A 13154-nucleotide genomic window follows, 5' to 3' on the forward strand; every position below is an offset into this window, starting at 1 on the left:
TGCCCTGTGGGCCGGATACGCCCTTGAGATGGCCGCCTGAAAGACGCCGCTCAGGCCGAGTGCGTACGCTTCAAAACAAGTTGGCAATGTCCCAGGATCTTCTGGCGCGTTTCAATGCAACTGGAACGGCGGACGAAGCAGAACGGACAGACCTTCTGGGGGCTCTTCTCGGCCAGATGGGCGAGTCCGTCGTGATCAAGCCCGTCCTCCGCTGCGATTACGGATACAACATTTCGATCGGGGCAAGGACATTCATCAACTACGATTGCACGTTTCTGGACTGCAGCACCATTGCCATCGGCGAAGAGGTCCAGATTGCGCCGAACGTGCAGATCTACACGGCGACCCATCCGCTTGATGCCGCGACAAGACGTTCCGGCGTGGAGTATGCCTTGCCGGTGCGGATCGGAGACGGAGCATGGATTGGGGGCGGCGCGATCGTTTGTCCCGGCGTCTCCATCGGCGAGAATTCAGTGATCGGCGCGGGCAGCGTAGTCACGAAGGACATCCCGCCCAACGTGCTGGCTGCCGGAAACCCGGCGCGGGTCATTCGCCAGCTGTAGCTATGGCCAGGGGGCTGACGATGCCGCCGAACGACCGCCGGCGGCAATGGCATCCCCGCAAAATCCTCTGATTGCACTCAGGGTCTGGCTGCGGCCACAGACAAGAAGCCCGATGGCTTCCGGGCACGATGCGTGCGCGGCCGGAGGCCGATTTCCAAACTTTCCCGCAGCACGGGCGGAGCCATGCCCAGCTGCTGACCGAAGTCGGCCCGGCATTCGCGCGGCCAGATCTCGACGAGCGCCCGATCATCGAGCAGGACACGGTGCGCATCACCCATGCGCAGAGCTCCGAGGACTATGTCTCGCTCGGCCGCGATGTCGTAGCGCAGGTTCTGGTGCGGGCGATCCACGCCCATGCTCGCCGCCGCGCTTTCCCCAACGGCTCCAAGATCGTCGTCTTCCCAGCCTCCCCGGGCAGCTACTCCTCCGAACGGATGGGCTGAGGCATGGCAGGTGTGTGCGTGGCACAGGCAGCCTTTCCCTGAGATGCGTTCATGCCCTATATTCGGCAAAGCAGCAGGCGCCGCGCGGAATCTCCGGGCACCTTCTGTTGTCCCTGTTGGACTGGGGCCGGGCTTGTCCCGGCCATTTTTTTCGTGCTGCCGCGGTACCGCCTCAGCCCATGCGGGTCGGAGGGACTGCCGGGGCCGAGGCCGCGCGTTGCTCCCGCATGAATGCATAGACGCCGCTGGCCACGATGACCGCAGCGCCGAGCAGCATCGCCGGCTGCGGCACCTCGCCGAAGAACAGCGCGCCATAGCCCAGGCCGAAGACCAGGGAGACGTAGCGGAAGGGGGCGATCGCCGCGATCTCGCCAAAGCGCATCGCGAGCACCATTGCGACATAGCCCGCCAGCAGGAAGCCGGCGCCAAGCAGGATCAACCCGAACTGCGGCGCCGTGACCGGCACCCACTCGCCCCTGACAAGGGTCGCGGCGAAGCTGATCGCGAGCAGCGCCGCCGAGGCCAGCGCGGCCAGTGCCGTCGCCGGGACGGCCGCGCCGAGCAGGCGGGTGGTGATGTCGCGCAGGCAGACTGCGGCAACCGCCAGGAAGACGAAGACGGCCCCGGGCCCGAAGGCATCGCTGCCCGGCCGCACGATCAGCAGCACGCCGGCGAAGCCGATGGCGATCGCCAGGATCCTGCGCGGTCCGACCGGCTGGGACAGGAAGACCGCGGCGGCCAGCGTGACCGCCAGCGGCTGCAGCTGGAACATCGCGGTCGCCGTTCCCATCGGCATCAGGGTGAGCGCAACCAGATAGAAGCAGACCACGCCGCATTCGCCCAGCGTCCTCAGGCCGATCAGGCGGCCCTCGCGCGGGGTCGGCCGCATTCGTGCGGCGCCGTCACGAAGGGCGAGGACCGCAAGTCCGGCCGTCATGAAGACATGGCGGATGAAGATGACCTGGAACAGAGGCAGGTCCTCCGCCACCGCTTTGACGATCGTGTCGGAACTCAGCATTGTCGCCATCGCGATCACCATGAACACGATGCCGCGGGTATTCTCGTTCATCTTCCGTATCCTCGAGGATGGCGCCATGCCGCCGATCCGGACAGGCTGCCAGTCACGTGCTGGGTATCAGGGACCGGCACGAAGCGGTACTGTTCCGCATCGCCGCAGGAACCGGGGCTGCAGCTCAGGGCGCCACCGCCAAATGCGACTCCACTGTCCGCCGCCCAGGCCGACATCCTGTTCGCGTTCTGGATCTGGGTGGAGGACCGCATCATTGCCGCGCGGTCGGTCTTCCTGACGGCGGCGTTCGGCTTCGCGACCGTCTCGCCGATCCAGAAGCTCGTCATGGATCGGGCGTCCGCCGCAGGCGCGTCCGCATTTGCGGCCTCGGTGAGTATCTGGATGGTCAAGCTGCGCAAGGGCAACGGAGCCCGGACCGACGGAGCGACCATCGCCGCAGGCTACGGGCTGGCTTCGCCGAACTGGGCGGGCGCCCTTCTTTCAACCGCCGCTCTGCTACTTGCAGTTAACGCCATAAGGACGCCGTCTCAGGCAAGCGACGCACTCGCGCACGCCGCGTGAGTCTGGCGCCTCGAAGCAGGATGGGTGCTGCAGCCCTGGCACCAGGTTTCAGAGAGGCGGGAAGCCACGGAGGTGTTCACATAGTGCATGAGCGCCGGCTTTCCTGACTCGCGACCGGACTGACAAGATCGGCCGTGGCCCTCCGCTCGCTCTTCGCGCCGATTGCCGATGGCGCCTGGCTCGGCGCGACGGTGGCGGCATCGATCACCTGCGTGCTGCTCGTGGCGAACGGCAATCGGCACCGCGATGCCTTTTCATGCTGCGCGCGCTCGGTCGGGACCCCGCGGTGACGACGGGGATCTTCATACCCGGATCAAACGACCTGTTCTGCCTTGCGGTCGCCCGCCTGATCTATTCCCGAGGAGGCCGGTGCCGTCGGAGGGGGAGGGCAGGCCGCGGCGCACCGGGCGGCCACCCAGCCGGACCGCATCCGCGGAAGAGAGCAACCGTGATCGGAACCCCGGGAGGCAGCAGCAAAGTGTCCCGCACCAAGGCCGGCGGCGGGCTCCCGGCGCATGCGTCATTGCAGTGGGGGCGGAGCGGATCATTTCCTGCCGCCGGTCAGAGACCTTGATCACCGCCGAAAGCTGGCACTGCCACGATCCGCTCAAGCGGGCAAAGGCGTCCCGTCGCGGAGACGCGACGGCTGCCTCCGCTTCCCGCTCAGCTGTGCCGGCAATCCCGGGCCGGGAACCAAGGGGCGTCGTGCACGGAGCTTGGGAAACTGGACAACGGACAGGGGCACGCCCCGAGAACCCTTTTTTCGCGGAACTTGATGCAGTCGCAGAGCAGGGGACTGTCCCCCAGGTCCCGCGCATGTCATGGTGCGCCCGGAAGCGGAGATCCCCTCCGCAAAACGCCATGAACCGGGAACGGAGCCTGGCTCCTCCCTCGTGCCATCTCCGGCGTGACGCCTTGTTGAAGGAATGGAAGCTGCATGAACAGAAATGCCGAACCTGTCGAGGTCGACGTCGCAATCCATGAAGAAACGGACGCCGCGCTTCGCGTTTCCGCAGCCGGACGCCTCCCGATCTGGCTGCCGCGCAGCAGGATCAGGCTGGAAACCGGAGCGGGCGCCGATTGCACCGTGATGGCCACGATGCCCCGCTGGCTTGCAGAAGAGAACGGGCTGATCTGAGAGGGGCCTGCGGCGGCGAGGATGGCCTCGTCACCTCAACGCGCACTTCCGGGCCCGATGGTCCCGCAGCTCGGCAACGACTCGGCTCTGCGCATGCCGGGCGCGGTACTGCTCATGACCGTGGTGCTGCCCACGCTGCCGCACAACCTCGAGCAATGCCATGCCACTGTCCAAGAGCATGTCATCATTGCGATAGTGGAGAAGGCCTGTGCGCCGCGGGTGCTTGTGCCGATGACGCCAGTATCGAGCAGCTGAGCGACCGCCTCGCCCCGGTGCTTCTGTCCTTCAGCTTCTTGGAGATGCCGGACGCAAAGCGCGCGCGGTCCGCGGCCGGAAAGGGGCTGGACTCGAGGGGCGCCGCACCTCCTTCTCGCTCGGCCGCAAACTGGCTGCGGCGCCGCATGTGGGCATGCCGGTCTTGCAGGGCCGGGCCTATATCCTGCGTTGTCCGCGCCTTGCTTCCGATCTCAGAGAGTTGTGCAGCCGACAGCTCCCGCGTGATGGAGCCGGGTCTGCCGTCCTGGCGACCTCGTTTCCGCTCGTGTCCCTGAAGATTATTTTCCCGCCCCCCTTGCCATGTGCCTGGCGCCGCGCCATCTGGCGCGGTAGCGGGCCGGGCCCCTCTGGCGCGGGCCATGGCGCGTGCGATGTCGGACCGCATCGAGTGTGCTCGATGGCGTGCCCGGCTCCCCTCGCGGACCGGCGCAGCCCCGGGCAGGCGTGTCATTGCGAGGTCCGATCATGGAAATTCTCTCGACCCTGTTTCTCGGCCAGCCCGCGTGGATGTGGCTGGTCTTCCTCGCGCTGGTGCTGGGCATCCTCGCGCTCGATCTCGGCGTGTTCAACCGCGAGGACCATGTGATCGGCGTGGCCGAAAGCCTGAAGACCTCGGCGCTCTACATCGCGCTCGGGCTCGGCTTCGCGGGCTTCGTCTGGTGGCAGATGGATGCCGCCGCGGCGGCACAGTACCTGACCGCCTTCGTGGTGGAGAAGACGCTGGCGCTGGACAACATCTTCGTCATCGCGCTGATCTTCGGCTTCTTCGCCATCCCGGCCGCCTGCCAGCACCGGGTTCTGTTCTGGGGCATTCTCGGCGTGATCGTGCTGCGCGGCGCCATGATCGGGCTCGGCGCGACGCTGGTGGAGCGGTACCACTGGGTGCTCTACGTCTTCGCCGTCTTCCTCGTCTTCACCGGCATCAAGATGCTGTTTTCCCGGAAGGACCAGGAGCCGGACCTTGCGGCGAACCCGGTCGTGCGGTTTCTCAAGCGGCGCATCCGCGTGACCGACGAGATCGAGGGCCATGCTTTCGTGGTCAAGCGCAAGAACCCGGCAACCGGAAGGATGCAGCGCTACGCGACCCCGCTCCTGCTGGCGCTGATCGTGGTCGAGCTCGCCGACGTGGTCTTCGCCGTCGACTCCGTTCCGGCGGTCTTCACCATCACCACCGATCCCTACCTGGTCTATACCTCGAACATCTTCGCGATCCTCGGTCTGCGGGCCCTCTACTTCGCGCTGTCGGCGATCCTGCGCCGCTTCGCCTATCTCAAGTACGCGCTGTCGGTGCTGCTGGTCTTCATCGGCTCGAAGATCTTCATTGCAGATCTGACGGGATGGGAGAAGTTCCCGTCCGCCGCATCGCTGGGCATCACCTTTGCCATCCTTGCGGCAGGCACCGGCTATTCGCTGTGGCGCACCGGCAGGGACACTGTTCCCGCGGCGGCAGAATAGGAGGCCCCGCGATGCGGCGCAGCTTCCCGGGATGCCGGACATGACCGGCCTGCTGCGCCTGCGCGCCGCCGCCCTTCTTGCCGGGCTCATGATCCTGGTCCTCGCCTTCTCGGCGGGGCGGCAGCCCCTGCGCCTGCCGCCGTCCGGGACGGCCGCGCTCGCGCAAGTGCATCTGCCCGAGGCCCGCGCCATCCTGCACGCGCCCGTGCTTCTGGCCGCCGTGCCCGACCCGCAGGGGGCTCCGCCCGATCCGGGGCCAAATCCCGGTCTCCTGCCCGGAGACCTGCGGCCTGCGCCGCCAGTGGCGCGTCCGCCGCTGCGCGGCTTCCCTGCGGCCACCGCCCCGCCGCGCCCGGCGCCCCGCACGACCCGTTTCCCTCGAGCACCTCCCTTCGCCTGATCCCGCGAAGCCCCCGCTGCCGGTCCCGAGTGCGACCGGTTGCGGGGCGGAATGCCCATCGACCGAACCAATCGACACCGTCGCGGCACGGAGCCCGGCGCGCTGTCCGGGATCCATCATGCAAAGACCAAACTTCAAACGCCTCTTCATCTGGGCCACCTGCCTGGCCTGCCTCTGGCTGGCCCTGCCCAACGCCTTCCACGGCCGCCTCGCCGCACCGGAGGCCGCCTGGCCCTCCTGGCTGTCTTCTCAGACCGTCTCGCTCGGGCTCGACCTGCAGGGCGGCGCGCACCTTCTGGCCGAGGTCGACACCGATGGCGTCGCCGCGCGCCGCATGGACGACCTCTGGCCCGAGCTGCGCGACGGGCTCCGCGCAATTCACGGCGAAACGGGGGGCATACGCCGCCTTGAAGCGCCCGCCGACGAGCTCCGCGTCCGGATCGCCAATCCGGCGGGCATGGACGCTGCCCTGGCCGTCGCGCACGACATCACCGGCCAGGCAGGTCCGTCCGCCGAGCTGGAGGCAACGGCGGATGGTGCCAGACTGTCGATCCGCTACACCGCCGCCGGCAGGGCGGCCCTGACCCAGCGCGTCGTGGCGCAGAGCCTGGAAATCGTCCGCCGCCGCATCGACGAGACCGGCACCCGGGAGCCCACCATCCTGCGCCAAGGCGAGGACCGCATCCTGGTCGAAGTGCCGGGCATGGGGTCGGCGGCAGAGCTGGAGCGCCTGATCGGCACCACCGCAAGCCTGTCCTTCCACCAGGTCCTGCCTGCGGCCGCGGAGGATGCAATGAGCCTGCCCTCGGCTACGGAACCCGGGCGGAACTACCGGCTCGACCGCCGGGCGGTGGTCAGCGGCACGGACCTGACCGACAGCCGCGCGAGCTACGACCAGAACGGCCGGCCGGCGGTCAGCTTCCGGTTCGATCCCGCGGGCGCGCGCGCCTTCGGGGATTTCACCGCTGCCCATATCGGAGAGCCCTTCGCCATCGTGCTCGATGGCCAGGTGATCTCTGCACCCGTGATCCAGAGCCATATCGGTGGCGGGTCGGGGATCATCACCGGCAGTTTCACCACCGAGGGCGCCAGCGAGCTCGCGACACTGCTGCGGGCCGGCGCGCTGCCGGCCGAGCTGCACGTCCTGGAGGAGAGCACCGTCGGGCCGGAGCTGGGCCGCGACAGCATCGAGGCCGGGACGCGCGCCGCCATTGCCGGGCTGGGGCTGGTTTCCGCGATGATGCTGGCAAGCTATGGCGGGCTCGGTCTCGCCGCCTGCCTGGCGCTCGGGCTGAACATCGCCATGCTGGTCGGAGTCCTGTCGGTGATCGGCGCGACGCTGACCCTGCCGGGGCTTGCCGGGATCGTCCTGACCATGGGGATGGCCGTCGATGCGAATGTCCTGATCTTCGAGCGCACCCGGGAGGAGCTGCGGGTGCGGAAGTCCGTCTGGCAGGCGGTCCAGGCCGGCTACGGCAATGCCTCCACCGCGATCCTGGACTCGAACCTCACCGGGCTGCTGACGGCCGGGCTGATGTTCTGGCTCGGCGCCGGGCCGGTGCGCGGCTTTGCCGTGACGCTTGGGCTCGGCATCCTGACCTCGATGTTCACCGCGATCTTCGTGACGAAGACAGTCCTCGAGACCTGGCTCGAATGGCGGCAGCCGCGCAAGCTGGCCCTGCGCGGGCTGCTGTCGCTGATGCCCGTGAAGACCGCGATCGACTTCTTCCGCTGGCAGAACTTCACCTTCGGCCTTTCAGTGGCGGCGGTGGTCCTGTCCGTCGGCGTCATTGCGGTTCAGGGCTTGAACCTCGGCACCGATTTCCGCGGCGGCACGCAGATCCGCGCGGAGACCACGCACGTGCCCGACATCGCCGGATACCGCGCCGCGCTGGAGGGCGCGGGGCTCGGCGATGCGGTCCTCGCCGAGATCTCGGGACCTGGCGGCGCGCCAGGCAGCCATGCCGTCGCCATCCGGCTCGGCACCGGGGAGGGGGAAGACGCTCGGGCCTTGCCGACGCGCGCCGAAGCGGCGCTGAAGGCTGTCGATCCGCAGATCGCCTTCGCCTCGGCGGAGACGGTCGGCGGCAAGGTCTCGGCAGAGCTTCTGCGCATGGCGCTCTGGGCGGTCGCGGCAGCCATGCTGGGCATTGTCGCCTATGTCTGGGCACGGTTCGAGTGGCAGTTCGCGCTCGGGGCAGTCGCGGCACTGGTCCATGACGTGGTCGTGACGCTTGGAGTATTCGCGCTCTTCGGGCTGAAGGTCGACCTGACAATCGTTGCTGCGCTGCTGACCATCCTCGGCTATTCGATCAACGACACGGTGGTGGTCTTCGACCGTCTGCGAGAGAATCTGCGCAAGTACCGCAAGACGCCGCTGCGCGATCTCCTGAACCTCTCGGCCAACGAGACGCTGGCCCGCACGCTGATGACCTCCGGCACGACTTTGGCAGCACTGCTTTCGCTGCTGTTCCTCGGCGGCGACGTGATCCGCGGCTTCGCCCTGTCGATCACGATCGGCGTGGTGCTGGGCACCTGGTCCTCGCTCTACGTGGCGAAGAACATCGTGCTCTATCTCGGCGTCAGTCATGCGGGACCCGCCGGCAGGGACTCCGCGCCGGATGCGGCCGCCGCCCGGGCCTGATCCGGCGGCCCCGCCCGGACCGTCCGGGCGGGAACGTCCACTTGCGCAAACGGGACGGACGGCCCGATGCAGACATTGTCCGGCATCATCTGCAGGTGGCACCGCGTCCCGTTCGTCATCGCCGCCGACCTCGCCAGTTCGCTCCGTGATCGCGGGGTCCCGGCCCGAAAGCGCCGGGCGGCCGCCTCCGGACGTTCTCCGGACGCGCGCCACCCGGCCACAGGAAGGCGTGTCGCGGACATCCTGCATGTCATTGGTGCAGGCCATTTCCCACCTTGCGACGGCAGCCGGTGTCCTGCTGCTCCCGCGCAGCTGGCAATTCCGGCCAGGAAGGGCCTCATGCGGAGTTGCAGCGAACGGGCGAAGCTGCTGGAACTCGGGCGGCAGTCCTGCCATCCATATAACACCTTCAATGCCGGAGAGGCGCCCGTGACACGTCCGACCATCGCCGATCTGGCCGAAGCTGCCGGTGTCTCGGTCTCGACTGTCAACCGCATGCTCTCAGGCAAAAGCAGGGTCAGGGACGCGACCGCCCTGCGCATGCGGCAGTCTGCGGAGGAGATCGGCTTTGCCGGACTGGACAGGACCGGAAACCCGGCGCCGGGAGACTTGCCCCGCCACCGTCTGGGCTTTCTGCTGCAGCAGTCCACGCGCGAATTCTACCAGCTCCTCGGCCGCGAGATTGCCGCCGCCTGCCGACGGCGCCGGGACCGGATCATCGATCCGTTCATCGAATTCGCCGACCAGCTCGCGCCGGAGAACGTCGCAGGGCGGCTCCTTGCGCTCGGCCGCGACTGCGATGCGGTCGCCGTGATCGCGGCCGATCATCCGATGATCGGCGAAGCCATCCGGGAGCTGCGCGGGCTCGGCAAGCCGGTCGTCACCTATATCACCGATCAGTCCGCGCCGGAACGTGCCGCCTTCGTCGGAACCGACAACTGGAAGCTCGGCCGCACGGCGGCCTGGCTGATCTCCGGCATGGCCAGGGGCGAGGGGCGTGTCGCTGTGTTCATTGGCCATCACCGCTACCACTGCCAGGATACCGCCGATGCGGCCTTCCGCTCCTACATGCGCGAACATGCTCCGGCCCTGGTCCTGGACGACAGCCGCCCGACTCTGGAAGATCCCGGCCAGGCCTGCGACATGGCAACAGCACTGCTGAAGAATGCCGGCGAGCTTGCGGGGATCCTGGTTCTCGGCGGCGGCATTTCCGGCGTGCTGCGCGCATTCCGGGACGTTCCGGCAGACGCGCGTCGGCACATCCGGCTTGTCTGCCGCGACATGGGGCCCGATACCCGCACCGGACTGACGGAAGGGCTGGTCACGGCAGCGCTCTGCCATCCGCTCGAGGCCTCTTCCGACGCGCTCGCCGACGCGATGGTCAATGCCGTTGGACGAGCCTCTTCCATAGCGCCGGCAATGCGGATCGTCCCGTTCGAGATCGTCACGCCCGAGAATGTCTGACAGCGGCGGCTTGCCGAGTATGCCAGCGGTCAGCCATGGCGTAGCCGAAGGCCGGGTCATTTGCCGAAGTGAAGCGCAAAGCCTGCGTCGAAGATTTGGACCTGATCCGCAGATCATCATACCGGCCTGCGGTCTCTGAAAGCGCCGCACACTGAAGGCCTGACAGAAGACCGCAGGCGATCACACACCAAGGGGGGCAAAAGCTTCTTGTACTATGGGTGGCAACCACAGAAGTTCGGCGTGTCGTGGTGGTCCAGTTGCGACGGGCTAGTCGAAACGGACTTGCGGCACCGCTGCGGAGCATGGGCCATAAATCTGAACAAGCGGTCGTTCACGGCTGGCAGAGACTGATCGGCGCCCACTTGGACGGGCTGCCCCAGTGCTGCCGGTCGTGGTCGCCCCTCCGTACTGGCAAAGAGCGCAGTTTGGAGCCGGTGGCAGACAGGACCGGCCAGCTCGAGGGCGCGCGGTCGCTAGCCAGTCCGGTCGTTCAGAATCCGGCACCGCCGCGCTGCGGCTTTCCATGGAACAGCCGCTCGGCTCGGCCCGCAGCGCACTCGGCATGTTGATCGGCAGAGGAGCGGACTTTGGGGACATTCGAAAGTTTCCGCGCAGTCCCGAGGAGGTGCGCAGCCTGATAGCAGACTACGATTTTACCGCGGAAACGGAAAATTCGTGCGGTCACCGGCCTTGAGTCGTTCATGGAGATGCTTGCCGAGGTGCGCGCGCAGGGATTCGCCATCGACGACCAGGAGCACAGCATGGGCGTCCGCTGCATCGCGGCGCCGGTCTTCGACCATGGCCATCAGGTCGTCGCCGCGATTTCGACCTCGACGCTCACCGGCGACACCAGCCGCGAGGACTTCGAGGCGCTGGTGCCTCCGGTCCGCGAAACCGCCAAGGCAATCTCGGAGACCCTCGGCCGCAAGGGATGACGGAGCCGGGACGCACCGCCTGGAAGAAGCGCCGCAGCAGGGAAAGCGGGCATCCGCCCTGCTACAGGAACATCGCCTCCAGATCGTCCTCTGTCGAGGCCTATGAGGGCGTGGCGGGGGCGATGGGGGAGTGAGGGCCAAGAAGCTGGACCTCTGCTTTGACTCTGCGGGTTCATCCTGTCCCGGGTCGGGACCCCCTGCCGATCAGCAGGGAGCCGCATTTGTTCGGGGGCCGCTGGCTCACGCAGGCAGCGGCTCCGAGAAGCGCTCGAGGCCATAGCTCTGCAGGGCCATGTAGGGGAGATGGAGCGACAGTACGCCGGTCATGTCAAACAGTTCCTCCTTGATCACGTCAGGGCCCGACACTGCGGCCGAGACGATAGAGGGATCCGCGACCGGGAAGAACCAGACCGTCCCGTCGCTGGCGGTGAAAGCTTCCATGGGGACAACCTCAAGGCCCACGTGGCCGAGGGGCGGCGCATAGGTAATCCTTTCGCTGCTGACGGTCTCGGTCTCCACCTGTTCGATGAACTCGTTCTGGGTGGTGACGGAGATGCCGAACGTCGTGCTGGCGCGTGCCGAGAATTCGCCCACGGCGACGCCGGCCTCGCTCGTCTGCTGCAGGCTGGTCACCGTCTCAAGGAAGATCCGCGAGGCGTCCAGCTTCGAGACACGGCTCGACTGGAAGCTCTCGAAGGTCTGCCCTTGGGGGATCACCCGGACTACCGCTTTCCAGTCGCCGGGCAACGGCGTGGATTCGATGTAGTTTTCAATGTAGCGAACGCGCAGCATGAAGAGCATGTGCCCGCCGTTGCCGCCGAGCCCGAGCACACGAACGCCATCCAGCACGTCGGTCGGACCGTCCAGCGTGCCCGCCGTCAAGGTCCGGCCTTCACTGGTGGTCACTTCGATGCCACGGATCCGGTCCTCGTTCTTCTTTCTGTCATGGCTGTTGTAGATCACGAGCCTGCAGATGTACTCGTCCTGCTGCAACTCGAGCGTCTCGGTTTCGCGGCCCTGGTCGTCGCCATGGCGGACACCGTTGAGCAGGATGGCTTCAACCATATTCGTGGTGCGGAAACCAATCGTGCGAACGGTCTCAATGTCGAAGTCGGTTCCGTGGTTGCCACCGATGGCGACGTTCTTGATGGTCATGTCTCTAGGCCCTCGTTCCTACAAATACCCCGCCACCATGGCGCGGTTATGAGTTAGTCGGAGGGCCCCCGAAAACGGTTCAATTTTTTTTTTGAGAGTAAGTCGCGCTCCTGTGGAAAGGGCTTGATGATGGGTCGTCTAATCGCGGCCGGAATTGCAAGCACTTTTGTTGCGCCTCCAGACGAGTGGACGGTCGGAGGTTGATCGGGCAGTGGTCATGCCAGGCCGTTACGCTTGAGCTTTCAAGAGCGCGCCGTTGGTACGTTTGCCGGGGTCAGGGTCGTCTTCGCGGTCGACACGTTGGTCGGTCGCCGCATGATGGGTCTCCGCAGAGGAGCCTTCCAATGTTGGGTTGGGTACGCACTCGGCTGTTGAGTTGGTGCAACACATCAAGCGGAATGGCTCGACCTACGTCCCGGCAGGGACGTCCTGACGCGCTCAGGAGCTGAGCACTATCGTGGGCCGTCAGGCTACGACCTTAGCGGTTCGCACGAACGGGGTGCCGTCCCTGAGCATGGCATGCATCATGACGGCGAGCTTGCGAGCGACCGCAACAGCGGCCCGTTTGAAGCCGACGCGCTCCTGGAGGCTGCGCCCCCACGTACGCAGGTCGCTGTCCCTCGTGCTGCGGGTCAGGATGACCGTTGCCGCTTCGTAGAGAAGAGTTCTGAGGTGGCGGTCACCGCGCCGGGAGATATGGCCATCATAGTCGACCTCTCCGGATTGATAGCGGCGGGTTGTCAGGCCCGCCCAGGCTCCGACCGAACTGGACCTCCGGAAGTTGTCAGGGCTTTCGATGGCCGTGACGAACGCGGTTGCGGTGATCGGGCCGATGCCTGGGATCGACGCTAGGAGCCGGCAGGCCTCGCTCTGGCGCGCCTCCGCGACGAGTTGCCGCCCGAGTTTGGCGACCTGCAGGCGCGTCGTGCGCCAGACCTCCAGCAGGGGCAGCACGACCTCGGAGAGCTTGAGCTGATCGGTAAGCAGCCGCCGGACGAGAGGTGGTCCCGTTTTTTCGACCAGTTTGCCGCCGGGCTAAGCTATAGCATTGGTTTCACGTCAGGCGGCGATCTTCAGGTTCGGGGTCCGG

At 66.8% G+C, this 13154-nt stretch carries 12 protein-coding genes and 2 pseudogenes; 11 read left to right on the top strand and 3 right to left on the bottom strand.

Going from position 1 to position 13154, the window contains the following annotated elements:
* The first annotated feature begins 86 nt into the window (after nt 1-86).
* Together FGX59_RS34250 and purU are read left to right on the top strand one after the other, a co-directional pair.
* The gene (locus tag FGX59_RS34250; RefSeq protein WP_138472890.1) at nt 87-563 is read left to right on the top strand and encodes a sugar O-acetyltransferase; all 477 of its coding nucleotides are present in this window, start codon (nt 87-89) and stop codon (nt 561-563) included.
* A gap of 215 nt (nt 564-778) precedes the next feature.
* Nucleotides 779-1006, top strand: a pseudogene (gene purU, locus FGX59_RS34255) (formyltetrahydrofolate deformylase); the annotation flags it as partial.
* Nucleotides 1007-1178: 172 nt separating this feature from the next.
* On the opposite strand, the gene FGX59_RS34260 reads toward purU, so the two are convergent.
* Complete coding sequence (locus FGX59_RS34260) at nt 1179-2075, bottom strand: DMT family transporter (protein ID WP_171060973.1); 897 nt, start codon at nt 2073-2075, stop codon at nt 1179-1181.
* Nucleotides 2076-2273: 198 nt separating this feature from the next.
* Between FGX59_RS34260 and FGX59_RS34265 the strand changes: the two genes are divergently transcribed.
* The 9 genes from FGX59_RS34265 to FGX59_RS34295 all read left to right on the top strand — a co-directional run bounded on the left by FGX59_RS34265 (nt 2274) and on the right by FGX59_RS34295 (nt 10909).
* The gene (locus FGX59_RS34265) at nt 2274-2597 is read left to right on the top strand and encodes a hypothetical protein (RefSeq protein WP_138472894.1); all 324 of its coding nucleotides are present in this window, start codon (nt 2274-2276) and stop codon (nt 2595-2597) included.
* Between the two features lie 134 nt (nt 2598-2731).
* Complete coding sequence (locus FGX59_RS37910; RefSeq protein ID WP_171060974.1) at nt 2732-2887, top strand: hypothetical protein; 156 nt, start codon at nt 2732-2734, stop codon at nt 2885-2887.
* Between the two features lie 647 nt (nt 2888-3534).
* Complete coding sequence (locus FGX59_RS34270) at nt 3535-3735, top strand: hypothetical protein (RefSeq protein ID WP_138472896.1); 201 nt, start codon at nt 3535-3537, stop codon at nt 3733-3735.
* Nucleotides 3736-3849: 114 nt separating this feature from the next.
* Complete coding sequence (locus FGX59_RS37915) at nt 3850-3990, top strand: hypothetical protein (RefSeq protein WP_171060975.1); 141 nt, start codon at nt 3850-3852, stop codon at nt 3988-3990.
* 486 nt (nt 3991-4476) lie between these two features.
* Nucleotides 4477-5466 carry a TerC family protein gene (locus tag FGX59_RS34275; protein WP_138472899.1) on the top strand — a complete coding sequence of 330 codons (990 nt, stop codon included), beginning with the start codon at nt 4477-4479 and terminating at the stop codon, nt 5464-5466.
* Nucleotides 5467-5506: 40 nt separating this feature from the next.
* Entirely contained in the window at nt 5507-5866 is a 360-nt protein-coding gene (locus FGX59_RS34280) for a hypothetical protein (RefSeq protein ID WP_138472900.1), read from the top strand.
* A gap of 115 nt (nt 5867-5981) precedes the next feature.
* Nucleotides 5982-8510, top strand: coding sequence for a protein translocase subunit SecD (secD, locus tag FGX59_RS34285; RefSeq protein WP_370296462.1), 2529 nt, complete (start codon nt 5982-5984; stop codon nt 8508-8510).
* 66 nt (nt 8511-8576) lie between these two features.
* Nucleotides 8577-9974 (top strand): LacI family DNA-binding transcriptional regulator, encoded by a 1398-nt coding sequence (locus tag FGX59_RS34290; protein WP_206078517.1) that lies wholly within the window; start codon nt 8577-8579, stop codon nt 9972-9974.
* A gap of 671 nt (nt 9975-10645) precedes the next feature.
* Nucleotides 10646-10909, top strand: coding sequence for an IclR family transcriptional regulator C-terminal domain-containing protein (locus FGX59_RS34295; RefSeq protein WP_255471669.1), 264 nt, complete (start codon nt 10646-10648; stop codon nt 10907-10909).
* Between the two features lie 240 nt (nt 10910-11149).
* Here the strand turns inward: FGX59_RS34295 and FGX59_RS34300 are convergent, their stop codons facing one another.
* Nucleotides 11150-12064: a hypothetical protein gene (locus tag FGX59_RS34300; protein ID WP_138472906.1), complete on the bottom strand. Its 915-nt coding sequence runs from the start codon at nt 12062-12064 to the stop codon at nt 11150-11152.
* Nucleotides 12065-12529: 465 nt separating this feature from the next.
* Nucleotides 12530-13060, bottom strand: a pseudogene (locus FGX59_RS34305) (IS110 family transposase); the annotation flags it as partial.
* Between the last annotated feature and the right edge of the window lie 94 nt (nt 13061-13154).

The sequence above is a fragment of the Poseidonocella sp. HB161398 genome, assembly GCF_005870025.1.
Classification (GTDB): Bacteria; Pseudomonadota; Alphaproteobacteria; order Rhodobacterales; family Rhodobacteraceae; genus Mangrovicoccus.

Coding starts and splice junctions, on each gene's coding strand:
- FGX59_RS34290 (WP_206078517.1), top strand. CDS start 8,577: ATGCAGACATTGTCCGGCATCATCTGCAGGTGGCACCGCGTCCCGTTC.
- FGX59_RS34280 (WP_138472900.1), top strand. CDS start 5,507: ATGACCGGCCTGCTGCGCCTGCGCGCCGCCGCCCTTCTTGCCGGGCTC.
- FGX59_RS34260 (WP_171060973.1), bottom strand. CDS start 2,075: ATGAACGAGAATACCCGCGGCATCGTGTTCATGGTGATCGCGATGGCG.
- FGX59_RS34275 (WP_138472899.1), top strand. CDS start 4,477: ATGGAAATTCTCTCGACCCTGTTTCTCGGCCAGCCCGCGTGGATGTGG.
- FGX59_RS34250 (WP_138472890.1), top strand. CDS start 87: ATGTCCCAGGATCTTCTGGCGCGTTTCAATGCAACTGGAACGGCGGAC.
- FGX59_RS34270 (WP_138472896.1), top strand. CDS start 3,535: ATGAACAGAAATGCCGAACCTGTCGAGGTCGACGTCGCAATCCATGAA.
- FGX59_RS34300 (WP_138472906.1), bottom strand. CDS start 12,064: ATGACCATCAAGAACGTCGCCATCGGTGGCAACCACGGAACCGACTTC.
- FGX59_RS37915 (WP_171060975.1), top strand. CDS start 3,850: ATGACCGTGGTGCTGCCCACGCTGCCGCACAACCTCGAGCAATGCCAT.